Raw genomic sequence first — 22,970 nt, forward strand, 5'->3', positions numbered from 1 at the left:
TCGACTTGCATGGCTTAATCGAATCCCAATAGCAGTAGCATCTGCCAGGATCAAACAGAATTGAATCACATAACAGATCATAATACTATAATATTATGAAGTACGCTTAAAACATAGACGAGTAATAATACATAAAATTTGATATAAAAGTTTCTATAATCAAATTTCACCACATCTACAAAACTTACATCATACCCGAAAAACTCAGGTACTCACAAAGCACATTCATGATATTAATAATTTAATTAATACAATAAACATGATAAATTATAGCTACATGCGGAAAAGCAACCATCATAGTAAAGATTGTAATAAACAATAATACTTAGGTCATCGCCATAAAACATATAGCACATCTTATAGGCACGGTAATTATACTAACAAAGTCAATTGAAAAATATTGCAAAAATAACTATAAATTAGAATAACTGTTAATTAAAAATCAAATTTGAATTTTAAATAGAATAATATACAATATAACAAAAATGGCTTCTTTAAATAAGTATTTTAAATATCATTTTCAAAAATTTTATTTGGAATGGATAAAACAAAGTAAGTATTACAAAAAATATTTTTTTTAATACTGGTTATTTTATTATAAAACTGCAAAATCAAAAACATAGATTATATTTAAAACTTTCTATCTAATTCAAATAATAATTACTTTATATATAGGGGAACTAAAATATTATTGGTGATAAAATATGAAGTTCGGTATAGAATTCGTACCACAAATACCATTAAATGAATTAGTAGACTTAGTAAAATTAGCAGAAGACGTCGGTTTTGAATACGCATGGATCACAGACCACTACAACAATAAAAACGTATACGAAACCTTAGCATTAATTGCATCCGCAACTGAAACCATTAAAATGGGTCCTGGTGTAACCAACCCATACGTAAGAAGCCCTGCAATTTCCGCTTCCGCTATCGCAACTATTGACGAAATTTCAGAAGGAAGAGCAACCTTCGGTATTGGTCCTGGTGACAAAGCTACTTTCGACGCTTTAGGAATCGCTTGGGAAAAACCTGTATCCACTATTAAAGCAGCAATCGCTGACATTAACACTTTATTAAGTGGAGGAAAAACCGAAGCTGGTGCAGCATTAGGTGGAGCAAAAGCTGTTCAAGAACACATCCCTATTTACATGGGTGCTCAAGGACCTAAAATGTTAGAAACCGCTGGAGAAATCGCAGATGGTGTATTAATTAACGCTTCCAACCCTAAAGATTACGAAGCAGCTATGCCTATGATCAAAAAAGGTATCGAAGCAGCTGGTGGAGACAAAGCATTTGACGTAGGTGCATACACTGCAACTTCCATTGGTGCTGACTCCGAAGCAGCTAAAAACGCAGCAAAAATCGTAGTTGCTTTCATTGCAGCAGGTTCCCCTGCTCCAGTTATTGAAAGACACGGATTACCTGAAGGATTCAACGAACAAATGGGTGCATTCTTAGCTAAAGGTGACTTCGGTGGAGCTATTGGTGCTGTAACTGAAGAAGCTTTAGACGCATTCTCCGTATGTGGTACTCCTGATGAGTTCATCCCTAAAATTGAAGGCTTAGCTGAAATGGGTGTAACTCAATACGTAGCAGGATCCCCTGTCGGTAAAGACGTAGCAGAATCCATCAAATTATTAGGAGACGTAATCGCAAGTTTCTAAACTTGCTTACTTTTCTTTTTTTATTTTTTTTAGAGCATTACACACAACTTAATAACATACTCTTTTTCATCGATAATTTTTAATTATACTATATACTAATAATATTATAATGGAAATTGAAAGATTAACAAAAGAAACAAGGCAAAGAGCATTTGATCGAAAGGAACCGAAAACACCTGAACAGGTTGGTGCCAGTTGGTACAATGATGATTTGACTTATGACGGAGTTGCAAAAACATTATTCATGATATTGCCGACACCAGGTTGCGCATGGGCACTTGGAGACAGTGGCGGATGCACAATGTGCAGTTATGTATCAGACTGCACCCTGGAGCCGATTGACACTGAAACCATCCTAAGGATTTTTCACAATCACCTCTCAAGACATCCAATAGATGAGGAGGAAAAGATTTCAGTTAAATTATTTGCATCAGGAAGTTTTTTAAATCCGTATGAGCTTCCGAAGGATGCCCGTGATGAGATACTCAAGACACTGGTTGGCCTGGGCAATGTGACAGAGATAATTGTTGAGTCAAGACCGGAATATGTGAAAGAGGAATACCTGGATGAGATATTTGAGATAATAGGAGACACACTGTTTGAGGTCAGCATAGGTCTTGAAACATCAAATGATTATACAAGATTGAATAAGATCAACAAGGGTTTTACAAGACAGGACTTTGAGGATGCAGTTAAGCTGATGCAAGACCTGAAAGAGACCAAGGGATACAACCTAAAATCAAAGGCATATATTTTCGTAAAGCCAATTCTTGTATCTGAAAAGCAAGCGATAGCTGAAGCAATCGAAACAGCACATTACTGTGATTCAATCGGCGTCAACAGATTGTCATTCTGTCCTGCAACAATACACAGCGGAACAGTCATTGAAAGGTTTTGGAGAAAAGGAGCATATCAGCCACCATGGATTTGGTCATGCATTGAAATCATAAATACCGTGCGTGATGAGCTTGACATTCCTGCATTGATGGACACATCAGGTTTCGGTTCAAGGCGTGGTCCGTACAACTGCAAGAAATGCAGCAAGGACTTGAAGCACATGATTATAGCCAACAACCTTACACAGTCAAAAATCGAGTATGATTGTGAGTGCAAATGTGAGTGGATGGCTGAGGTTGAGAATAGTGAGATGAACTCATCAACCATTGAGATTAAGCATATCCCATTATATTAATATAATAATAAAATTAAATAGTTACTAGGAGGAAAACATGAAAAGTAAATTTATCAGTTTACTGGCTATTATTTTCGGATTAATCATTATAATGTTTCCAGCACTGGGATTTATTGGAGTTAGTTCATTAATTAGCTTATCAGTTTTATTGGTATCCATTTATTTGCTTGTTGTGGGAGTGTCCATAATCGACTACAACAAAACCGGAGCGATACTTGACTTGGTATTGGGAATAATACTGCTGCTTTTAAGTATCAGTCTAATATTCAATCCTGCATTGGTTGGATTTTTAACAGGAATCACATTTTACCTTGCAGGAATACTGTTGATTATTGTTGGACTTGTTTCATTAATCAATAACCGCCAGTCCAGATATGGATTTTACATTGGAATAGCTGGAGTGGTGCTCGGTTTATTATACATAATTATCGGAACATACGTTTCAAACCCAATGATTCTTGGATTATTAATCGGAATATGGCTGGTAATTAGTGGTGTTTTAAAATTGATGGATGGTTAAAACGACTATCCACTACATTCTCTTTTTTTGGTGTTTATATTGATTGGAATTAGTGCAGATTTTGACCCCGTCCATAAAGGTCATGAAAAATTAATAAAAGAAGCTCGAAAGTTGGCTGATAAGGAAAACAAGAAAGTTGTCGTTTACTTGAATAAGGGTTTCAGTGCAAACCATGCTCCGTTTTTCGTTGATTTTGAAGCCCGTCGTGAAATGGCATTGGCTTTAGGTGCTGATGATGTCAAATCTTTTGAAGGACTTCATCATAGATTAGTGCTATCATATAGCGTTCCTATAAGGCTCAAGCAGATGATTGACGATGGCGTGACTGACTACATCACTTCAGCAAGCATTTCACTGGATGAAATCAAGTCAAAGGCTCAGAAGTTCATTGACGAGGGCAATTTCGTTGGAATGCCTAAAAGCTATACCAACCGTAACGAGATAAGATGGTATGCAATCAACGAGTTTTTAGGATCAAAACTTAACTATCATGTTGTAAAGGAATTCAACAAGGACAAGTATTCAGGAAGACTGATTAGGCAATCCATCATCGACAATGACATGGTCATTTCAAATGAAGTGAAGGAACTTCTACCCGAAACAACCGTTGAGATTCTCGAGCGTGAAATCGCCGCCGGCAGGGTTCCGGGCGAGCGCAACTGGAATGATATCTACAAGAGGATGAACACCTATTCAAGGGGAAACCTTGAAAAGATAGCTTACCTTAACGGTAACACTATTAATGAAATCATTAAAAGAAGAGTTTATCGTGACCCTGAATCAATTTGGGCAGTGTTTAGAAGGTCCGATTACGGCCCTGTAATGACAAGGCTTGCCGTCAGCGCCATTGAGATGGAAGTTACAAAAAGGGAAGTCATGGAGCTTATGAAAGGCTACGAGGCTCAGGGAGTTATTCCGGACAATCAGAAGGTTCAAAGGGTTATTGACCGTGCATGGTATGTTGCATGCGAGGGTGAGAAGGGCATCAGCGCACGTGATGCGAACAACAAGTTCAGAAGCGAGAACATTGCCGTTGAAAATCCTCCACTGACCATTGAAGCCGGCTTGAATCTGACCCGTTTTGAGACAAAAATCACAAAAGAGGGCTTGAACACTGACCTGTATGTTGACAAGAACGGCAAGATTTCAGTTCAGTTCAAGAGTGACGGCAAGAAAATAAAAACAAATTTGAGATTGCCTGCACGTGATGTTACATATTTACGTTACATTATGGATTCACATTTCATTCCTGTGAACGGCAGCATAAAAAAAGCTAAAAAAGGGTTTAAGGTTAAAGTGGTTATCGGTTGAGTTTTTCAAGTGCCGCCTTAACCATTACCAAATCATCATCAAAATAATCTATTATTTCTTTCAATTCCTCTGATTTTCTCTTTTTGGAATTTAATGTATTGTTTATCCTGGATAGTGATTTCTGGCGGAAATCATCACCTTCAGTCAATGTGAGCATGTCAATGAATTCCTCTTCAAGGTCGTATTTGCATGCAAGGTCCCTTGACTCGATGAGCAATGCGGATAATGTTTTAGTGTAAGTGCTTCTAAGCATTTTCAAAAGGCTTGCATCACCAATCCTGTCGCTTATGACTTTAACTTGCATAAATTCATTGAAAAATAATAGTTCATCAGCATGTTTGCCTGAAAGATATAGGATTGGATTATCCGAATCGATCTTGCCGATTATTGCACCGTCGACAAAATTATTCACATAGCTACTGATTTCAGAAGTGGTATCTGGGGAAACGTTGTTCAAGTCAAGATAGATCCCCTTTGCATGTTCACCGTATTTTTTTGCCACATCCAATGCATTGGCAGGTGAATTTGCAGAAATTAGAATGTCTGATGAGCTTACAACCTCTGGGAATGATTCCAAGATAGTGACATCTGACTTTTTAATGAGTTCAATGGTTTCAGGTGACCTGTTCTCGGTTGAAGTTACAAAATCAATGCTTTCAGATTGGATTATCCTGACCAGATTTTCAGATACTTTCCCAAATCCAATAAAACCTATAATCATAAAATCACAGTTATTTTTTAAATAAAAGCATATCGTGCAGGTTGACACCAATGGCTCTTGATATGGTGTTGCATTTTGCACATAATAAGAAGAAAACTTCCTTGTTGGACAAGTCTATTTCGCTCAATCCTTCAAAGTTACCCATTCCTTTTGAGATTACGAATTTATGGGAATCGAAAATCTCCCTGAACTCATCTGAAATTTCACTGTCGACATATCCAACTGTGCCGCAGCCGATTTCAACAATTTCACCGAACTCATCCAAGCCCACATCAAGGGCTTCCTTTCTTGTTGCATCGTTTAGAATCGGTTGTGACTTGACCGCTATGGTAATGTCGATGCCGTATTCCTTGATTTTTTCAAGAAGCAGCTTGTCAAAAACAATTTCTCCTGTATTGTCAACCAGGTACAGAACCTTGTCGTTTGTCCTGAGGGCATTTTCAAACTCCTCAATGTCCTTTACTGTCAAATCCTTTTCAAGTGACTGACCTATTACGCTTTCAATGTCATCATCAAGTGTGAATGCTCCAAAGTCCAGTATGTTTCCAATGATTGCAATCTTGACATAGTTTTCAAGGCTGTCGTCATTTTCAAGTATCCTTTTCACTTCAGGTAGGTATTTCAGGGCAATTTCATTTCCCTCGATTTTCTCCTTATGGTATGGGTCAATGCAACCTGTCCTTTCTATTATCATCCTGTGCATTTTAGAGCCTGTACCGTTTGAATTGGTGTCCTTGGTGAAATTGTTGCTTAAAAACTTGAATATGTCTTCCATAATCTCCATTTTAAGAAGCTCATCATCTGTTGATAAGTCCAGGGCTTCCCTGGCTTGCCTTAAAAAGCATGGCCCGCATTCGTAACTGATTTTCAAGATTAGCCTCCATAAATTATTTGAACCAATTGTATTTCATCATCTTCTTCAATGACTGTGTCCTCTATGACCAGTTCGCCGTTCTGCTTTGACACTATGGTCTGTGGAGACAGTTCCATTTCATTAAGTAAATCCTTTATGGTATAATCATCATTTGGTATTTCACGTTCTTCACATAAATTTTTATATTTCAATAAGAATGACATTCAATTCACACTCCCAACTCTTCCAAAAATGAGCATGCCTTACATAAGTCATTTGAGGACGGTTCTCCGCATCTTTTGCATCTTCCATGTGCGTAATCCTTTTGCATTTCCTTTTTAAGGACGTTTTTTATTTTATCATATCCTCTTAGGGTGGAGTACTTTATTGTCGGATGCTTTTCGGCCAGCTGGTTTATGACCTCTGAAACCTCTCCCCTAAATGACTGCATCGCATAGGGGCAGCTGTCAAAGTGAACCTCCAATTCCTTTGCAACAACATACAATCCTATTTCACGTTCCGGAATCTCCCTTAAAGGCTTTATCTTTACTGTGAATTCCTCAGCCTCTGATACGGTTTTGGCGCCGAGCTTTGTGAGGTTGTCAGTGTTTCCTTCAAGGTAGTTCATCATGATTCCCTGAACCTCATCGTCAAGGTTGTGTCCTGTGGCAATTTTTGTTGCACCCATCTCACGGGCGGCCTTGTTGATTATTGTTCTTCTAAACACTCCGCAGTATGTGCATGATCCCTTATGGTTTTCCCTTTGCATTATCTCATCAAGGGAAATGCCATAGTTCTCCTTAAGGGAAACCACCTTATGCTCTATGCCCAATCTCTCGGCGTGCCTGATTGCTATATCGACACCTTCCTGGCGGTAGTTTGCAATTCCCTCATCAACTGTCACGGCACATATGTCTATGATGTTTCTTTGCCTGAATGAATCCAGTATCTGCAAGGTTGTCACGCTGTCCTTTCCGCCTGACAATGCCACAAGAACCTTGTCTCCCTTGTCAAGCAACTTTTCTCTTTTGATTGTCTGGATGACCTTTTTCTCAACGGATTCTATGAAGCATTCCTTGCACAATATCTGGCCGGATTCCTCTCTTTTATAAATTACCTTAGGATTACCACATTTACTGCATTGCATAAAAATTACCTACATTTGCTCTACAAAGTGAGCCAATTGATTTAATGTATTGACTTCAAACACCTGCGCTCCGGCTTCCTCATATAATGAAACGCAACTGTCCACAATATCCCATTTGTTTCTGTCTTCAGGGTTTAGGATAACAACCTTCTTGGCGTCTCTCACCATTTCCCCAACCAGGTCCACACTGGCCGGAACTCCATTCACCTTCGGCCCTGCCCAGTCTCTGCAGTCGGACAGTATTATCACGTAAGACTTGTTGTTGATGTTGGCCTTTTCCTGGAATTGCTTGAATGCCGAATACATGTCGGAGGTTCCATGCACCATCATGTGCTTGATGCGCATGTCCTTGACCTTGACGAATGAATCAATCAGGTACTCTTCCTTTAGAGCCTTTGTTGTTTCTATTACCTTGTTGTCGAATTCGAAGGTTCTTGATCTTTTGAATGCTGTTTGGGCTGAAAACATAAGCATGAAAAACCAGCTACTTATCCATTCACAGGACCCGCTTATGTCGTTTAAAAACAGATGCTCGTTCTTATGAGGCCTTGGCTTTGCCTTTACAAGCTCCAACGGAACGCCACCATACTTAAGGTTTGCCCTCATGGTTCTTCTCATGTCAATCTTATGGGTGTTTGCCTGAACCTTTCTTCTTGAACGCTTATTGGCTATTCTTTTACCCAGCCTTTGACATATTTCAAGCATCCTGGGGTCGAACCTGTTGAGTTTGGTGAGGTCCTTGTTCATCAGCTCCCCATCACGCTCGAGCTTTTTGGCCTCATCCAGCAATGGCTGGCCTGAAAGCATTTTCAGTTTTTCATTGTTGATCTTTTCCCTTTGAACCTTCTGGCCAAGGGTATGCTGCTTTTTGATGACATACTTGTTGGATTTAGGACCTGTACCCCTGTATGCCTTGCCACGATTTGGATCATCACCTGCTTTCTTTTCAGGTTTTGGAGGTGCAAACACCTTATCAAAAATCTTTAGAAATTTTGGAATGTCATACCTGTCCTTTACATAAACGGCCATCAAGGCAGTTTTCAACAGATTCCTGTCCTCATCTCCAAGATTTTGATAGATTTCCATTGCTGATTGTGTGCTTCTGATACTTACCGGCAAGCCTTCCTTTCTCAAATCAGCAGATAGATTTGCAATCTTGTTAATCATTTTATCATTTGTTGAAGATATCTTTTACAACACGTTTCCTGTCTGTTTCGGTTTTGATTGCAACGCCAATGCTTTCTTCCATGGACTTGTCCAAGTCACGGGTTCCGAGATTGGATACTGATTTTACCCAGTCGACTGTACCCCTCACTGATGGCTTTTTCATCAGGTTAAGGTCACGTATCCTGTGCACGATTTTAACGACATGTGAAACTGTCTCATCGGCAGCTCCTGGAACTTTTGACTTGACGATTTCAATTTCCCTTTCAACGCTTGGGTATGGGATGTATAAGAAAAGGCATCTGTCCTTTGTCTCGTCAAGAAGTGACCTTTGTGAGTTGGATGTCAAAATAACGATTAAATCGTTTTGAAGTTGGAATGTGCCCAAATCGTTGATTGTGATCTCATGCTCACCCAGTGCCTGAAGCAGGAAACTTTCCACTTCCTCATCCGCCTTGTCGATTTCATCTATCAGCAATACGGAATCCTTCTCGTTTAGAAACGCATTGAGCAGGGATCTTCTTATGAAGAAATCATCATCAAAAATCTCATCAACATTCTTTGAATCGTTTTTGGCAGCTTCCAAATGTAGCAATTGCTTTTGATAATTCCATTCACCGACAATCTGTTCAAATGTGATTCCCTCATAACATTGAATCCTGAAAAAGTCCCTGTCAAATGATTTTGCAATTACCTTTGCAAGCTCGGTCTTTCCAACGCCCGGAGGCCCTTCGATTAGCATAGGCTTTCCAAGCAGGAAGGATAAGTATAGTGTTGTTGAAATCTCATTGTTTGAAACGTAATCGGATTTCAAAAGCATCTTATCAATGTCTTTAATACTGATATCTTCTATTTGCAATTTTGTAACCTTCATTAAAATTTTGTTATTAAAATAAATATAAATATGAATTTATTTAAAGTTTATGTATACATGAATTAAATTGTATAATTATTATTTGGGAGGTAAAATATGGATTCTGGAAATGCAATAATCATTGCATTAATAGCAATTATCTTAGTTGTTGCTGGAGCATTCTTTTTCATAAGCGGAAATGGAATCACCTTCGGCGATCAAAACCAGACTGATGATGCATTGCAGACTAACACTGCAACCAATAATGTAACTTCAACAGACAATTCCAATAACGCTGCACCATCTCAAAGCGGCGGCAATTCTGCACCAACACCAACACAATCAGCAACTTCATCAGACAGCAGTTCTGATTCATCACAAAACGGTGCAAGCAGTGACAGTGCAAGTTCATCCGACAGCAGTGCAAGTTCTTCTAGTGACTCTCCACAAGCAGGACAGGCTGAAGGAACTTACGACCCAACAGATTTTGATTGAAACTATTTTTTAAACTGATCAGGATTTTTGAACAATTCAAAATCCTGAACATACTCTTTGCCTGTAATCATGGCAATTTCCGCCTTTTGGAGTTCAGAACCCAAATATGCGGCATGTTCCATTCTTGTTACTAATTCTTTTGAAATGATTTCCTCATAAACTTCTTTTGCGGATTGGCCTACAATCACCAAATCGGCCTTGTTTTTCTTAAAATGAGTTGCAGTGATTCTACTGTCGCCTACTGTAGTTCCATATTCTACATTGATTTTAAAGCTTCCTGCCTTATCCCTTATGAACTTCATAGGCTTTACCTGTCTGACCTGTTCAACGCCATCCAGTTCATTTAGAATTATATCGTTTCTCTTATGCTTGTCCTTGAATGCAACGAGATTGATTCCCAGGTCCTTTGGAATGGATTTCCTGTGTTTTGCAAGAAACATCATTTTTGACGCTGTTGACAGTTCATAAACGCTTCCACGAGTTTTTCCACTTTCTTCAGGAGTGAACAGTATGCTGACACCCAGCTCCATTCCGATTCCTGCAAGCAAAACATTGACACCACCTGAATCGGCATCCATCAACTCGGTTACATTACCAACACCGAAAAACATCGGAGCAGGGTTAGTCTTGTGAAAATCATTGCATGCTATTATTGACTCGACAATGCTTGAGCTGTTGACCGGATCAAGAATCAAGTCGGCAACATACCTTATTCCCTCTGTATCCTTGATTAGCTGATGCATTGATTCAACCCTTTCAGCTGGGGATTTAGGGGATTTTCCCTGTGAAAAGTTGGTCGGAAGCAATACTGCTGGAATATCCTTTTCAATCAATAAGTCTTTAATTTCTGAATTGTTTCCAAGGTCAAGGCTCAGTACAAAGTCTATTCCGTTTTCAGCAGCCACTCGGATTTCATCGGGATTCAATGTGTCTATGCTTAAAGGCCTGTCGCCTACAATCGGGCGCAGTGTCTCGATGAGTTCGGGAATCTTGTCTGAGAAGTCCTCACCTGCAGCCATACCGATATCTATCATGTCTGCTCCTGAATCTACAAAGTATTGGCACTTGTTTATTAATGCCTCCTTTGAAAGGAATGGTGCGTTTGCTATTTCTGAGAGCACCCTCATCGGGAAATCCTCACCCACAGGGAGGTTTCTGATTAGGATGTTGTTTGGCTTTTCAAGGAGTTTCTTGATGTTTTCCTCATCGTTTTCAAATTCCTCGATGAACTTGAATGCCTCCTTGCGCTTTTCCTCCTCAATCAGCTTGTCGGCAGGCTTGTCTTCGGAAAGGTCAATGCTTCCAATCAGATTCAATACCATTGCAAGGTCCGCCCCGTCGGTGGATCCCTTGAATGTAGGTATTCCAAGCTCCTTTGTGATTTCCTTTGTGCCCTTCTTGATTAGTCCCGGAACCAGAATCATGTCGATTTCATCCAATTGGTCTGAAAAGCATTTTTTAACTTCATTTATTATCAGTCGAGGGGTCAAAAATGCTGCTACTTGAGTATTGTCGACAATATGAACTATGATTTCCTCTTTTGAGTCTGAAACTACTTCCTTTATCAAAGGATATGCCAATTCTCCGGTAACAATTAAAACTTTCATGACTTTCCCCAACTATGATTTTTTTTAATAATAATATTATATTAATATAATATATTAAATTTTCTTAAAAAATTGTCATTTTATCTAAAAACAATTTAAAATTGTATAGAAAACAATTGAAAATATTAAAAGGTTTGTTAACAAAATAAACAAAAAACAAAAGATAAATTCAATAAAATTTAAACAAAATTATTCAAAAATTAGATTTTAACATAAAATTTATATATTTTAGAATTTATAATGATTATACATGATAAATATATGGAGGAGAATTAATGATTGAAATTCGTTTTCACGGTAGAGGCGGACAAGGTTCTGTAACTGCTGCTGAGATTTTGGCAAAAGCAGCATTCAAGGACGGCAAATATGTCCAAGCTTTCCCATTCTTTGGAGTAGAACGTAGGGGAGCTCCAGTTATGGCTTTTACCAGAATTGATGACAAACCAATCGATTTGAGATATCAAATCTACAACCCAGACTATGTATTAGTATTAGACGATGGATTATTAAACGTAGTAGACGTATTTTCAGGAATTAAAGACAACACTGAAGTTATAATCAACACTACTGAGTTTGAAGGCAGTGGAGAACACAAAGTGTACGATATTGACGCAACTGGAATCGCACTTGATATGTTAGGACGTAATATTGTAAACACAATTATCTTAGGATACTTTGCTAAAAAGACCAATGTCGTAAGTATCGAATCACTTGTTGAAGTGATTAAGGAAACCTTCCCTGGAAAAATCGGAGAATTAAATGCTGAAGCTACTCAAAAAGCTTACGAAATGGGATAAGAAGGTGAGATGATGGTTAATATAGGATGTGTAATTACAACCCCTGGAAGTAGTAAGAATAATAAAACCGGAAGCTGGAGAACTTTCAAACCTATTTTAGACAAGGAAAAATGTATCGACTGTGATAACTGTATCGTTTTCTGTCCAGATTCCTGTGTAAACAAACAACATGATATTGATTACGATTACTGTAAAGGATGCGGAATTTGTGCAAATGAATGCCCATCCGATGCAATCGAAATGGTAAAAGAATAAAGAGAGTGATTTAATGATAAGAGAAGTAATGACCGCAAACAAAGCAGTTGCAGAAGCTGCAAGATTGGCTAAGCCACAAGTTATTCCTGTTTATCCAATTACTCCACAAACTACAATTTCAGAATATTTAGCACAATATGTTGCTGATGAAAAAATTGATGCTAAATATGTTAAAGTAGAATCAGAACACAGTGCAATAAGTGCTGCAGTTGGAGCAAGCGCTACTGGAGTAAGAGTATTTACAGCAACATCTTCACAAGGATTAATGTTGATGCACGAAATTTTATTTGCAGCAGCAGGTATGAGAACACCTTTCGTTTTAGCTGATGCAAACAGAGCAATTTCAGCACCATTAAACATTTGGAACGATCAACAAGACTCAATCGCACAAAGAGATGCAGGATGGTTGCAAATTTACGTTGAAAATGCACAAGAAGCATTGGACACTACTTTAATGGCATATAAAATTTCTGAAAACCCTAAAGTATTACTGCCATCCATGGTATGTTTAGACGGATTCATCTTAACTCACACAGTTGAACCTGTAGAAATACCAGATCAAGAACCTGTAGATGAATTTTTACCTCCATACAAAGCTGAACATGCATTCCTTGATCCTAAAAACCCAATGTCCATTGGTAACCTAGCTGACCCTGACTATTATCTTGAAGCAAGACACGACATGCAAGTGGCAATGGAAAACTCAATTGAAGTAATCCAACAAACTTGCGATGAATTCGCTGAAATATTCGGAAGAAAATATGGTCTTGTCGAACCATACAAAACCGAAGACGCAGACATCATATTTGTCGCTATGGGATCACTATGCAGTACCATCAGAGTCATTGTTGACCAATTAAGAGAACAAGGAGAAAAAGTAGGTTTGCTTAAAATCAGAGCTTACAGACCATTCCCTGTTGAAGCTATTGATGAAGCTGTTAAAAACTGTGAAAAATTAGCAGTCATCGATAAAAACGTGACATTCGGAATCGGTGGAGCATTATACACTGACATTAAAGCAAAAATACACAAGGACGCTTACGGATTTATTGCCGGTTTAGGTGGAAGAGACATTACACCTGACGCAATTTTAGAAGTTTATGAAAAAACTAAAAATGTGCCTGAAAAAGAAGTCACATGGATTGGACTTAAGGAGGAATAGATATGGTAGACATACCTGATAAAAACTTATTAGCACCAGGACACAGAGGTTGTGCTGGTTGTGGAGCATCAATTGCAGTTAAATTGGCTTTAAATGCAATGGGTGAAAATACTGTAGCTATTTCTGCTACCGGTTGTCTTGAAGTTATGACCACTCCATACCCAGAAACCGCATGGGAAATTCCATTCATCCACGTTGCATTTGAAAACTCCGGTGCAGTGGCATCCGGTGTGGAAAGCGCATTGAGAATTCAAGGAAAAGATGACATCAATGTAGTCGCTTTCGGTGGTGACGGAGGAACCGTAGATATCGGTTTACAATCCCTCTCAGGAGCCATGGAAAGAGGACACAACATGACCTACATCTGTTACGATAACGAAGCATACATGAACACTGGTATCCAAAGAAGTGGAGCAACACCATTCGGTGCAACAACCACCACTTCACCAATGGGTAGCGGAAGTTTCGGGGAAGACAAACCTAAGAAAAACATGCCAATGATTATGGCAGCACACGGAATCCCTTATGTCGCTACCGCATCAATTGCATTCCCAGAAGATTACGTTAAAAAAGTGAAAAAGGCTGCAGAAACCAAAGGACCTGCATACATCCACTTGCAACAACCATGTACTACCGGTTGGGGATACCCATCTGATAAGACAATTGAAATGGGAAGATTAGCAGTTGAAACTGGATCCTGGATTTTATATGAAATCGTGGACGGCAAATTCGAAATCACTTACAGGCCTGAAGAAAGAAAACCTGTAAAAGAATACTTAGCACCACAAAAAAGGTTCAGACACTTGGATGACGAGCTCATTGATAAAATACAAAAATACGTTGATGCAGAGTGTGAAGAACTAGGATTATAGGAGGAAAACAATGGAAAAAATTTCTGTAAATAGCAATTTATGTGATGGATGTATGAATTGTGAAAACATGTGTGCATCTGTTCACAGTGCTAGTAGAATAAAAATAATAGAACATCATTCTATGTATTATTCCATTGTATGTCAACATTGTGAAAGCGCACCATGTATAACAATCTGTCCAACCGATGCAGTCACCGACGGTGGCGTCAACAGCGAAAAATGTATCGGCTGTGGATTATGTGTAATGGCTTGTCCATTCGGTGCAATGACTTTCCAATCCAGTGTTGCTGAGAAATGTGACCTCTGTGCTGACAGGGAAGAAGGACCTGCATGTATCAAAGCATGTACCAAAAGAGCTATTAGCATTGTTGATCCTGCTAAAATCAAAGCTAAGAATCAGGAAAAATTCTTGTCCAAAATGGCAGGATTATACGAACCTAACAACAAGCAAAGTAGCTTTGTCCACATAATTACAAGTCAAGCAAGAGCAAGACTTGTATTGGATGAATAAAATAGAATTATGTTTAAAACAGGAAACTGTACTACTTGTACAACCTGCGGAAGTTGTCAACAAACACCAAATGTTGACACTCCCATCTTATTTTGTATGCATTGCCAACCATCAGAAGCGCCATGTTTATTGACTTGTAGCGAGGGAGCCATTGAAGTTTTGGGAGGAGCGATTACTATCAATGGTGAAAAATGCAACAAGTGTGGGGATTGTGTGGAAGTTTGCCCAATTGGCGTAATTAAAATTTAAATATTTCAAAATCCAAAAATATGATTAATTAATTTTTATAAGTGATTTATTTTGATTACAAAAGATACTATTAGAGATACTGTTTATGAACTTTACAAGCAAGCGGTTATTGTTCTTGGTGATGATGTAAAAAAATCACTTGAAGATGCTCTTAAAATTGAAGAACATGAACTTGCAAGGTTGAATATTGAAGCTATTTTAAAAAATATTGAACTTGCAGAAGAGAAAGGCATTCCAATGTGCCAAGATACAGGTTTGCCGGTTGTTTTTGTCAAGTTAGGTAATGTTGAAGTTGAAAACTTGCGTGAAGGAATCGAAGAGGGAATAAAAAAGGCCACAAAAGAAATTCCAATAAGGCCAAACATCGTCGATCCGCTAACACGTGAAAACACAAACATTAACGTTGGAGACTACATCCCACCAATCGACATTGAACTGATTGATGCAGATTACCTTGAAATCACAATACTTCCAAAGGGATTCGGTTCAGAAAACAACAATGCCCTTAAAATGGCCTTGCCTGCTGAAGGAATAGAAGGCATTAAGGAATTTGTAGTGGAATCAGTCCTTAAGGCAAAAGGAAAACCATGCCCGCCAACCGTTGTAGGTGTTGGAATTGGTGGAACATCAGACCTCTGCCTGAAACTCGGTAAGAAAGCATTGCTTGGAAAAGTTGGCGAAAGAAACCCTGATCCTGAAATAGCAAAATTAGAACAAGAAATCCTTGATGAAATAAATGCATCAGGAATCGGCCCAATGGGACTTGGCGGTAAGACAACCACACTGGACGTTAAAATATTAAAAGCACATACCCATACCGCAGGATTGCCTATTGGAGTTTGCATCCAATGCTGGGCAGACAGGCATGCAACAACAAAAATATATGATGATTAGATAGATTCTAATCATGACTCTTCTTTTTTTATCTGAAAGACCTTGGAGTAGTAGGTCTTGGAATATTGTCATGGAACTCAACGGCAACATCCATCATCTCAACTGAAATGTCACCGATTCTCTTGAAAGCTTTAATAACCCTGAAAAGATAAATGAAATAGTTTGAACGCTCCTTTTCATCGAATGAACTTTCAGCCATCTGGGTGGCAATCAGGTTGATTGCCTTGGATTGCATGATGTGTATTGTGTCCTGCAAATCCATCAGATCATCCTTAAGTTCAGTTTTACCTTCAATGAACGCCTTCATGGCCAAACGAATCATTGACTGTGCGGTCTTGTACATCTTCTTCAGCTTTTTGAGTATATTGTCATCAACCTCATAAACATCATTGATGACGAATTTAGCAATATGTCCGCAGTAATCCCCTATACGTTCCAAATCATAGGCGATTTCATTGTAAAGGAGTGATTTTGAAATTTCGGAATGCTGGTTGATGCTCACAATTGTCTCAACGGAGGTTCTTATCTTTTCAACCATGTTGTTTGTAGCGTAATCCATTTCCAATGCCTTGTTGGCCTTGTCCTCATCATATTCAAGGACTGCATCAAATGAGGTTTCCAATTGTGAGTGAACATGCTTTGCCATATTCGCCAGCATGTCATTAATCAAAACATTACCGGTACTGTTCCTGGTGCTTACATAATCCCCAACTGACTCGACAATCTTTTCATAACTCTTCAAATCAATCATGTATGCCCTTTTTACTGTGCCGTCCTTGACCAATGGCTGCAGCAATTGGGTCACATATCTGCGAGTTATTCCTAACCTTTCTGCGATTTCATCCTGAGTTGAAGGATTTTCATATAATATAAGATCCAGAATATCCTTTAATGTTTTGTCTTTCTTGCTCATTTTATCAACTATTTCTTGTAATCATCCAACAAATCATTAGATTCAAACTGGATATTAGCGGAAGATTCGTTAATTCCAGATTGTGGTTTTTCAACATCAACATTACTTTGGAACATAATCTCCTCATCATGTTTAGGATGATTCAATGGCTCATGCCTTTGAACACGAATGCTTTTTCCTTTCTTCTCATAGTCAAAGTCATTATGCTTTCTGGAATGATGTTTCTTTTGGAGATTTTCTCTTGTGAATGTTTCCTGATTAATTTGATGTTTTCTTGCATTGAATTCCTTTTCTGATTCGTTTGCAGAAATTAAAATCTTAATAATCACAAATGCGATAAGAACCAATGCTATAATTGCTATCGGCAAATCAAAATGAATAAAAATTCCGTCATAGACATTAGTAAAACTGTTTCCAGCATCCGCAAATCCTCTTGCCAAGAATATCAAACCTACAAAGGCTATGATTGCCCCATGAGACTTTTTAATGATATCTGGTTTTAAGACTAACGGATATACACTTATTACAAGCATTGCAATTCCTAAAATCCTGTAGAGATTGTTGTTTGCAATTTCCTGAAGTGACATGAATGCATTATGGAATCCGTATGGTAAAATTCCCATATCTGAGAGTAAAGCGAAAATTAATAACAATTGGATTAAAGCGATTACCGCTAACGGGAAAATATAGGCGATCTCCCATTCAAAGTTAGTGCTGAACTTTGCATCGCTAACCGGCCTTTCCAATGCTTCAGTAAGCATGTTATACAGTACGGAAGAGACTACAGAACCTATGATTGTACCTGCAACCCCTAAAATGGAAGTTAAAACTGCAACAAAAGCAGAAATAAAACCTACAAGTATAATTTTCTTATGATTCAAATTTTCACCTTAAAAGTTTATTGTTAAAAATAAAATTAATATTATATTATTAAGATTTCAAGTAATTTAAAGTTTAAGGTATTTTGCCATTAAAAACGTCTAAGTTAAAATCTTGAAAAAAATAGCTTAAAGCCTTAGGGGGGATTCGAACCCCCGACTTCTACCTTACCAAGGTAGCGCTCTACCAGCTGAGCCACTAAGGCAAAATCGAGAATGAAAAAAATACTAAAATAATAAAATAGTGCAAGGGAAGGGATTCGAACCCTCGAAGGCCTATACCAGAGGATCTTAAGTCCTCCCCCTTTGGCCGCTCGGGCACCCTTGCATACAATAGTAATATATGTTTACATAGTATTTAAATGTTACCCTTTTTTGTCATTTTCAAGGACAATTTTAAAAACTACACTATAATATTGACTATCCAACTATTTAAATATTAAGATAATCAAATAGTAGAAATAATAACAATTTTTTTAATTAAGTTAAAATGGTGTATTAATTGAAAGTAGATATGGAAGAATGTGGAGTTTGTGAAGATTGCATTGATGTGTGTATGGAAGAAGCTATTGAAAGAAGAGCATACACTATCATCATTGACGCTTCAAAATGTGATAACTGCGGCGAATGTGTTGACGTTTGTCCAGTGGGTGCAATTTACGAAGACTAGGTTTGAGTATGAAAAAATTTACCATTATAGATTACATCATTATAATATTAGTAATATGTGCTGTCGCTTTTGCTTTTATACATATTACCACTGATGACTCATCCGATTTGCAGAAAACAGCATTTGATGAGTCAACCGTGAATAAGATTCCTGACACTTATCTTAAATATTACAAGGACGGCTTGAAAGTCAACGCCACAGTTGAAGGGTTCAACTCAACAAACGGAGAACCTGTGAGCGTGAGTGGAAAAGTGATTTGGGAAGACGACAATGGTGGCGGAGATGTTAAATTGCTCATCGAATCCGAAGGCAAAACATATACTGCCGGACTTTACAGGTACAACCCTCAAGTCGACATTTACATTGACCACGTCAGCATGGAAAGCAACGGCGAGAAATATGAGAACTTAACTGAGATAACCGTCAAACCTAAAAAGGTCAGTTCCCTGAGCGATCTGATTTCTGGAATCGGAAATGAGACAGATTATGAAATCTCAACAATGGTAAGCATAGATGATTTAAGCACATCAAAAGTTCAGGAGATTACCAATAAACTTCAGGATAGCGGCAGGATTTCAATTAAGGGCGAATCTGTTGGAATGAATAATCAATTGAAAATTACAAGAGCCACAGCTGAAAACATAAACGATGCAAGTTCCATCCTTGGAAATGTCAATGGAATCAGTGAGGACATTACCATCAGAATCTATGACAGTACCGACAAGGATGTCAACGCCATCAAGGACAAGTACGAAGTAATTAACATCAGGACTTTTTAAGTTGTGTAGACCATGAGCGTAATCTATTCCACATTAACTTCAATAATAAACAGAATCAGTGATGAATTTCACAAATCCTTTTTATTTTCAACCATATTCTCCGTTTTAGGATTTATTGAAAATCAGTGGGTCAGCAGCTTTTTCAAAGGCCTTTATCCTGGCGAAAATTTCCTAAGTTTTTTGAATAAAAACAACATACTTAAAAATCACATATTCAATCCTCTGATTGTGATTTTCCTGTTTGCACTGTTCCTGATATTATCCCTTAATCCACCATCCACAAGCCTGGTGATTACATTGGCCCTGGCATTTGTCGGATTTTTCATCGGATCTGCAATTGCACCAAGATATTTTTTAAACAAGACAACCGATAGCATCGTCCGTTTTGATAGAAGAGACATTTATTCAATCGGATTTTGCCTATTGTTAATCAGCATCGTGTTTTTCTTCATAAGCATTGCTTCTGTTGGAGGAATTCCACTACTAAAACCTTCAATAAGGTATCTGTTAAAGCCTATGTTCACAATGCCTGTGTTTTTAATAATTCCAGCCACATGCATGATTGCCAGTGCATACCTGAAGGATTATAATGATGGAAAAATCACACGTTCACAGGCCAGATTCAGATTCCTATTTTTGCTTGCAATTGACTGTGCATTTTTATTGCTTTTAGGTTATAGGACACCACTACTTGCAGCATTTCTCATCATAATTATCATAGGTTTCTATGGAAATATCGTTTCTCTATGGGAAGTTGTAGTCGGCGCACTAATTGGTATAGGTGCAATAATCGGAATTGGTTATTTTCGTTCATTAGGTGAGATGACAATCACCTCATCAACAAGTCCGTTCTACACCCTGCAGTCAAGGGCAGACTTCACATTGCACGTGTTGAACCTGCTTGACTTTATCGGAGGAAACTTCGGCCTTACACATGGACACATGCTTGCAAGCGCCATTCCAGGAAGTGATTTGGGTCCTAGAATGATGGTTGGAAAGCTCATTGCATGGAGAACCGAAGTTACAGTCACACCAACCCTGATTGGTCAGATGGTGGTTGACTTTGGAAAGGTTGGAGTGTTTGTCGGAATGTGCCTGTTGGGTTTCATATTGGGAATCGGATTTAAGATAATGCAAAAGACAAAAGACTTCTTCTACATTGGAATCTATGCACTGATTTTAACCTATGCAATTTTAGGAATTGAAACCGGAATCCTAGACATTCAAGTTTTATTCTACTTTATAATAGCCATTTTTATCTATTTTGTCTGCATTAAAAGGAGTATTTCCAATTAGTATTACAAAACCTCATCATTTTTCTTCAAAAGTATTAATTTAGTATTACAAATTTTTAAAAATAATACTAAAAAGTATTACTTTAATAATGTTTATATAGGTGAATTGAATTAATCTATAAAATGTCAAGGGAAAAATAAGCTTTATTAACCTCTTTATTTAATAAAACTTCCATATAACTTGATATTACTAAAAATAAACAAAAATAATACTTTAAAGTAATACATCATTTATAAATAAAAATAAAAAAAGTATTACTTATGAAAAAAGGGAGGAATAATTTTGCATATACCTGACGGATTCATACCTATTGCACAGTGCCTAGTATATTATGTAATATTGATTGTTGCACTGTACTTCGCAGTGAAATGGGCAAGATCCAATTTAGATGAAAAACGTATACCTCTTTTAGCAGTTCTCGCAGCAGGTATCTTTGCAATCATGTCCATGAACATGCCAATCCCATTTGGTACAAGCGGTCACATGGTTGGAGGGGCTTTAGTTGCTATAGTATTCCTAGCACCTGAAGCTGCCGTATTAGTATTCACTGTTGTTTTACTCATCCAAGCATTGATTTTCGGAGACGGAGGTATTACAGCATTAGGAGCAAACGTATTGAATATGGCAATCATTGGAGGTTTTGTTGGATTATACACCTTCAAAGGATTGAATGGAATTATCGGAAAATACCCTGCAGCAGGAGTTGCAGCATGGTTAGCAACCGTAATTGCTGCATTTGCATGCGCAATTGAAATGGGTATTGCAGGAACATTCCCAATGAACATAGGTATCCCATCAATGGTTTTATATCACTTCTTCATTGGTATTATCGAAGCAGTATTAACTGTAATCGTTCTTGTAGCATTAGACAAATTTAGACCAGACTTACTGGCATGGAACAAAGGAGATGCATAATATGGATAAAAAAGACATGACTTTAATTGGAGTCGCAATAGTGATATGTGTCATAATCTGTGTTCTTTCACCATACATTGCATCCGGTGACCCTGACGGATTAGAAAAATCAGCAGAAGATTCCGGACTTGCAGAAGACTTTTCTGTTGAAGAAATTAATGGAATACCTGCGGCAGCAATGCCAGATTACGCATTTGCCAATGATCCAGATAATCAAGGATTGCAAGTCGTGGCACTGATTATTGGAGTAATTGTAACCCTGATATTGGGTTATGCAGTTGCGGCAGTTGTAAAAAGTAGAAATTAAACTTAATTTCTACCACTTTTTCTTTTTTAAAAAGTAATTGAAATTCAATAAAATGTATTAAAGCAAATAATAATATATTACTAATTTTTAATATTATACTAGTGAATAATTATGGCAGATATAACACAAATTATCAGATTTGATGACTTAGCATCAAAAAACAGTCCAATACATGATTTGGAGGGTAGAATCAAATTAATTTCCACCATTTTTATCATATTGGTATGTGTTGTATCAAAGGAAATATTTATTCCAATTATTTTAGAAATCGTGCTTTTGGCTATATTGAAAATAGCCAACTTATCATATAAAGATTCATTTAAACGATTATTGTTGTTGCTGCCTTTTGGTGGTGCAATTATAATATTTCAACCATTCATACAGCCTGGAAATGTAATATGGCATTATTCCTGGTTGCAAATTACTGATGTGGGACTCAATTGGGCAATATTGCTTTTAGTGCGTATGATAGTGTCATTAACTGCAATCATCATATACTCATCAACAACACCCCTTCAGGAAATGGCAAGTTCATTCAGAAAGCTTAAAATGCCAAGAGACTTGGCAATGATACTGTCAATCATGGTCAGATTCCTGTTCCTGTTTGTAGATGAGCTTGCAGCAATTAGAAAAAGCCAAAAGTCAAGAAACTTCAACATTCATTCAAAGAACACTCCATACAAATGGAGAGTCAAACAGGTTGGTTACACAATAGGAATGATGTTCTTAAAGGCATATGAGCAAGGGGAAAGGGTTCACAAGAGCATGGTGAGCCGTGGCTTTTCAGATGCCTCTGAAATGTTTGATGAGAAAAAATCCCCTGAAAAAAGCGATTATATATACTTGATTTCAATAATCATAATAGTCATTGTGCTTGAAATAATAATATTTAAATATTCCGGACAGTTAGGTTACTTTGGACAAAATTTAGCAATTAATTAG

At 37.7% G+C, this 22,970-nt stretch carries 27 protein-coding genes and 2 tRNA genes; 18 read left to right on the forward strand and 11 right to left on the reverse strand.

What is annotated here, in order from left to right; all coding sequences use genetic code 11:
• Nucleotides 1-704 precede the first annotated feature (704 nt).
• From mer to E7Z78_RS01445, 4 genes are all read left to right on the forward strand, one after another.
• Nucleotides 705-1,667 carry a 5,10-methylenetetrahydromethanopterin reductase gene (gene mer / locus E7Z78_RS01430; RefSeq protein ID WP_292893350.1) on the forward strand — a complete coding sequence of 321 codons (963 nt, stop codon included), beginning with the start codon at nt 705-707 and terminating at the stop codon, nt 1,665-1,667.
• A gap of 109 nt (nt 1,668-1,776) precedes the next feature.
• Nucleotides 1,777-2,859 (forward strand): archaeosine biosynthesis radical SAM protein RaSEA, encoded by a 1,083-nt coding sequence (locus E7Z78_RS01435; protein WP_303723400.1) that lies wholly within the window; start codon nt 1,777-1,779, stop codon nt 2,857-2,859.
• 37 nt (nt 2,860-2,896) lie between these two features.
• The gene (locus E7Z78_RS01440; RefSeq protein ID WP_303723401.1) at nt 2,897-3,379 is read left to right on the forward strand and encodes a DUF308 domain-containing protein; all 483 of its coding nucleotides are present in this window, start codon (nt 2,897-2,899) and stop codon (nt 3,377-3,379) included.
• A 30-nt stretch (nt 3,380-3,409) separates the two neighbouring features.
• A complete protein-coding gene (locus E7Z78_RS01445) occupies nt 3,410-4,690 on the forward strand; it encodes an adenylyltransferase/cytidyltransferase family protein (protein ID WP_303723402.1) in 1,281 nt (426 codons plus the stop codon).
• Here the strand turns inward: E7Z78_RS01445 and E7Z78_RS01450 are convergent.
• The 6 genes from E7Z78_RS01450 to E7Z78_RS01475 are packed head-to-tail and all read right to left on the reverse strand — an operon-like array spanning nt 4,680 to nt 9,434.
• Nucleotides 4,680-5,411: an NAD(P)-binding domain-containing protein gene (locus tag E7Z78_RS01450; protein WP_303723403.1), complete on the reverse strand. Its 732-nt coding sequence runs from the start codon at nt 5,409-5,411 to the stop codon at nt 4,680-4,682. The genes E7Z78_RS01445 and E7Z78_RS01450 overlap by 11 nt on opposite strands.
• 10 nt (nt 5,412-5,421) lie before the next feature.
• A complete protein-coding gene (locus tag E7Z78_RS01455; RefSeq protein ID WP_303723404.1) occupies nt 5,422-6,282 on the reverse strand; it encodes a DUF89 domain-containing protein in 861 nt (286 codons plus the stop codon).
• Nucleotides 6,283-6,284: 2 nt separating this feature from the next.
• The gene (locus tag E7Z78_RS01460) at nt 6,285-6,488 is read right to left on the reverse strand and encodes a MoaD/ThiS family protein (RefSeq protein ID WP_303723405.1); all 204 of its coding nucleotides are present in this window, start codon (nt 6,486-6,488) and stop codon (nt 6,285-6,287) included.
• Nucleotides 6,489-6,493: 5 nt separating this feature from the next.
• The gene (locus E7Z78_RS01465) at nt 6,494-7,411 is read right to left on the reverse strand and encodes a TIGR00269 family protein (RefSeq protein ID WP_303723406.1); all 918 of its coding nucleotides are present in this window, start codon (nt 7,409-7,411) and stop codon (nt 6,494-6,496) included.
• Nucleotides 7,412-7,420: 9 nt separating this feature from the next.
• Nucleotides 7,421-8,578: a VWA domain-containing protein gene (locus E7Z78_RS01470; RefSeq protein ID WP_303723407.1), complete on the reverse strand. Its 1,158-nt coding sequence runs from the start codon at nt 8,576-8,578 to the stop codon at nt 7,421-7,423.
• Between the two features lie 4 nt (nt 8,579-8,582).
• On the reverse strand, nt 8,583-9,434 hold the full coding sequence (locus E7Z78_RS01475; protein ID WP_303723408.1) for a MoxR family ATPase: 852 nt from the start codon (nt 9,432-9,434) through the stop codon (nt 8,583-8,585).
• A gap of 111 nt (nt 9,435-9,545) precedes the next feature.
• Here E7Z78_RS01475 and E7Z78_RS01480 point away from each other — a divergent pair, with 111 nt between their 5' ends.
• The gene (locus E7Z78_RS01480; RefSeq protein WP_303723409.1) at nt 9,546-9,923 is read left to right on the forward strand and encodes a hypothetical protein; all 378 of its coding nucleotides are present in this window, start codon (nt 9,546-9,548) and stop codon (nt 9,921-9,923) included.
• A 2-nt stretch (nt 9,924-9,925) separates the two neighbouring features.
• On the opposite strand, the gene E7Z78_RS01485 is transcribed toward E7Z78_RS01480, so the two are convergent.
• Nucleotides 9,926-11,530, reverse strand: coding sequence for a dihydropteroate synthase-like protein (locus tag E7Z78_RS01485; RefSeq protein WP_303723410.1), 1,605 nt, complete (start codon nt 11,528-11,530; stop codon nt 9,926-9,928).
• Nucleotides 11,531-11,805: 275 nt separating this feature from the next.
• Between E7Z78_RS01485 and E7Z78_RS01490 the strand changes: the two genes are divergently transcribed.
• From E7Z78_RS01490 to E7Z78_RS01520, 7 genes are read left to right on the forward strand one after another with little or no spacing between them, the layout of a single operon-like run.
• Nucleotides 11,806-12,327: a pyruvate ferredoxin oxidoreductase subunit gamma gene (locus E7Z78_RS01490; protein WP_303723411.1), complete on the forward strand. Its 522-nt coding sequence runs from the start codon at nt 11,806-11,808 to the stop codon at nt 12,325-12,327.
• Between the two features lie 12 nt (nt 12,328-12,339).
• Nucleotides 12,340-12,582 carry a pyruvate synthase subunit PorD gene (porD, locus tag E7Z78_RS01495; RefSeq protein ID WP_292893316.1) on the forward strand — a complete coding sequence of 81 codons (243 nt, stop codon included), beginning with the start codon at nt 12,340-12,342 and terminating at the stop codon, nt 12,580-12,582.
• A gap of 13 nt (nt 12,583-12,595) precedes the next feature.
• Nucleotides 12,596-13,744, forward strand: coding sequence for a pyruvate synthase subunit PorA (gene porA / locus E7Z78_RS01500; protein ID WP_303723412.1), 1,149 nt, complete (start codon nt 12,596-12,598; stop codon nt 13,742-13,744).
• Between the two features lie 2 nt (nt 13,745-13,746).
• Nucleotides 13,747-14,616, forward strand: a complete 870-nt coding sequence (gene porB / locus E7Z78_RS01505; RefSeq protein WP_303723413.1) for a pyruvate synthase subunit PorB — start codon at nt 13,747-13,749, stop codon at nt 14,614-14,616.
• A 10-nt stretch (nt 14,617-14,626) separates the two neighbouring features.
• Entirely contained in the window at nt 14,627-15,127 is a 501-nt protein-coding gene (locus E7Z78_RS01510) for a 4Fe-4S dicluster domain-containing protein (protein WP_303723414.1), read from the forward strand.
• A 9-nt stretch (nt 15,128-15,136) separates the two neighbouring features.
• Entirely contained in the window at nt 15,137-15,376 is a 240-nt protein-coding gene (locus E7Z78_RS01515; RefSeq protein WP_303723415.1) for a 4Fe-4S binding protein, read from the forward strand.
• A 51-nt stretch (nt 15,377-15,427) separates the two neighbouring features.
• Nucleotides 15,428-16,270: a fumarate hydratase gene (locus E7Z78_RS01520; RefSeq protein ID WP_303723416.1), complete on the forward strand. Its 843-nt coding sequence runs from the start codon at nt 15,428-15,430 to the stop codon at nt 16,268-16,270.
• 28 nt (nt 16,271-16,298) lie between these two features.
• Here the strand turns inward: E7Z78_RS01520 and E7Z78_RS01525 are convergent, their stop codons facing one another.
• The 4 genes from E7Z78_RS01525 to E7Z78_RS01540 form a co-directional block, all read right to left on the reverse strand.
• Nucleotides 16,299-17,183: a PhoU domain-containing protein gene (locus E7Z78_RS01525; protein ID WP_303723417.1), complete on the reverse strand. Its 885-nt coding sequence runs from the start codon at nt 17,181-17,183 to the stop codon at nt 16,299-16,301.
• Between the two features lie 8 nt (nt 17,184-17,191).
• Complete coding sequence (locus E7Z78_RS01530) at nt 17,192-18,064, reverse strand: hypothetical protein (RefSeq protein WP_303723418.1); 873 nt, start codon at nt 18,062-18,064, stop codon at nt 17,192-17,194.
• 130 nt (nt 18,065-18,194) lie between these two features.
• A tRNA-Thr gene (locus E7Z78_RS01535) sits at nt 18,195-18,267 on the reverse strand.
• A gap of 39 nt (nt 18,268-18,306) precedes the next feature.
• A tRNA-Leu gene (locus tag E7Z78_RS01540) sits at nt 18,307-18,389 on the reverse strand.
• A 174-nt stretch (nt 18,390-18,563) separates the two neighbouring features.
• On the opposite strand from E7Z78_RS01540, the gene E7Z78_RS01545 reads away from it, so the two are divergent.
• From E7Z78_RS01545 to cbiQ, 6 genes are all read left to right on the forward strand, one after another.
• Nucleotides 18,564-18,731, forward strand: coding sequence for a 4Fe-4S binding protein (locus tag E7Z78_RS01545; RefSeq protein ID WP_116592503.1), 168 nt, complete (start codon nt 18,564-18,566; stop codon nt 18,729-18,731).
• A gap of 8 nt (nt 18,732-18,739) precedes the next feature.
• Nucleotides 18,740-19,510 (forward strand): adhesin, encoded by a 771-nt coding sequence (locus tag E7Z78_RS01550; RefSeq protein WP_303723419.1) that lies wholly within the window; start codon nt 18,740-18,742, stop codon nt 19,508-19,510.
• 12 nt (nt 19,511-19,522) lie between these two features.
• On the forward strand, nt 19,523-20,806 hold the full coding sequence (locus E7Z78_RS01555; protein ID WP_303723420.1) for an oligosaccharide repeat unit polymerase family protein: 1,284 nt from the start codon (nt 19,523-19,525) through the stop codon (nt 20,804-20,806).
• Nucleotides 20,807-21,088: 282 nt separating this feature from the next.
• Nucleotides 21,089-21,721: a cobalt transporter CbiM gene (gene cbiM, locus E7Z78_RS01560; protein WP_303723421.1), complete on the forward strand. Its 633-nt coding sequence runs from the start codon at nt 21,089-21,091 to the stop codon at nt 21,719-21,721.
• A 1-nt stretch (nt 21,722) separates the two neighbouring features.
• The gene (locus E7Z78_RS01565) at nt 21,723-22,028 is read left to right on the forward strand and encodes a PDGLE domain-containing protein (RefSeq protein WP_303723422.1); all 306 of its coding nucleotides are present in this window, start codon (nt 21,723-21,725) and stop codon (nt 22,026-22,028) included.
• 111 nt (nt 22,029-22,139) lie between these two features.
• Nucleotides 22,140-22,970 carry a cobalt ECF transporter T component CbiQ gene (gene cbiQ / locus E7Z78_RS01570; RefSeq protein WP_303723423.1) on the forward strand — a complete coding sequence of 277 codons (831 nt, stop codon included), beginning with the start codon at nt 22,140-22,142 and terminating at the stop codon, nt 22,968-22,970.

Origin of the sequence: Methanobrevibacter thaueri, from assembly GCF_015062915.1 — an archaeon.
GTDB classification, from domain to species: domain Archaea; phylum Methanobacteriota; class Methanobacteria; order Methanobacteriales; family Methanobacteriaceae; genus Methanocatella; species Methanocatella thaueri_B.

What these genes read in the sequence shown, in the direction of transcription:
- E7Z78_RS01440 (WP_303723401.1), top strand. Translation starts at nt 2,897, where the DNA reads ATGAAAAGTAAATTTATCAGTTTACTGGCTATTATTTTCGGATTAATC.
- E7Z78_RS01465 (WP_303723406.1), bottom strand. Translation starts at nt 7,411, where the DNA reads ATGCAATGCAGTAAATGTGGTAATCCTAAGGTAATTTATAAAAGAGAG.
- E7Z78_RS01515 (WP_303723415.1), top strand. Translation starts at nt 15,137, where the DNA reads ATGTTTAAAACAGGAAACTGTACTACTTGTACAACCTGCGGAAGTTGT.
- mer (WP_292893350.1), top strand. Translation starts at nt 705, where the DNA reads ATGAAGTTCGGTATAGAATTCGTACCACAAATACCATTAAATGAATTA.
- E7Z78_RS01490 (WP_303723411.1), top strand. Translation starts at nt 11,806, where the DNA reads ATGATTGAAATTCGTTTTCACGGTAGAGGCGGACAAGGTTCTGTAACT.
- porD (WP_292893316.1), top strand. Translation starts at nt 12,340, where the DNA reads ATGGTTAATATAGGATGTGTAATTACAACCCCTGGAAGTAGTAAGAAT.
- E7Z78_RS01555 (WP_303723420.1), top strand. Translation starts at nt 19,523, where the DNA reads ATGAGCGTAATCTATTCCACATTAACTTCAATAATAAACAGAATCAGT.
- cbiQ (WP_303723423.1), top strand. Translation starts at nt 22,140, where the DNA reads ATGGCAGATATAACACAAATTATCAGATTTGATGACTTAGCATCAAAA.
- E7Z78_RS01435 (WP_303723400.1), top strand. Translation starts at nt 1,777, where the DNA reads ATGGAAATTGAAAGATTAACAAAAGAAACAAGGCAAAGAGCATTTGAT.
- E7Z78_RS01485 (WP_303723410.1), bottom strand. Translation starts at nt 11,530, where the DNA reads ATGAAAGTTTTAATTGTTACCGGAGAATTGGCATATCCTTTGATAAAG.
- E7Z78_RS01460 (WP_303723405.1), bottom strand. Translation starts at nt 6,488, where the DNA reads ATGTCATTCTTATTGAAATATAAAAATTTATGTGAAGAACGTGAAATA.
- E7Z78_RS01565 (WP_303723422.1), top strand. Translation starts at nt 21,723, where the DNA reads ATGGATAAAAAAGACATGACTTTAATTGGAGTCGCAATAGTGATATGT.
- porB (WP_303723413.1), top strand. Translation starts at nt 13,747, where the DNA reads ATGGTAGACATACCTGATAAAAACTTATTAGCACCAGGACACAGAGGT.
- E7Z78_RS01525 (WP_303723417.1), bottom strand. Translation starts at nt 17,183, where the DNA reads ATGAGCAAGAAAGACAAAACATTAAAGGATATTCTGGATCTTATATTA.
- E7Z78_RS01510 (WP_303723414.1), top strand. Translation starts at nt 14,627, where the DNA reads ATGGAAAAAATTTCTGTAAATAGCAATTTATGTGATGGATGTATGAAT.
- E7Z78_RS01550 (WP_303723419.1), top strand. Translation starts at nt 18,740, where the DNA reads ATGAAAAAATTTACCATTATAGATTACATCATTATAATATTAGTAATA.
- porA (WP_303723412.1), top strand. Translation starts at nt 12,596, where the DNA reads ATGATAAGAGAAGTAATGACCGCAAACAAAGCAGTTGCAGAAGCTGCA.
- E7Z78_RS01470 (WP_303723407.1), bottom strand. Translation starts at nt 8,578, where the DNA reads ATGATTAACAAGATTGCAAATCTATCTGCTGATTTGAGAAAGGAAGGC.
- E7Z78_RS01450 (WP_303723403.1), bottom strand. Translation starts at nt 5,411, where the DNA reads ATGATTATAGGTTTTATTGGATTTGGGAAAGTATCTGAAAATCTGGTC.
- E7Z78_RS01480 (WP_303723409.1), top strand. Translation starts at nt 9,546, where the DNA reads ATGGATTCTGGAAATGCAATAATCATTGCATTAATAGCAATTATCTTA.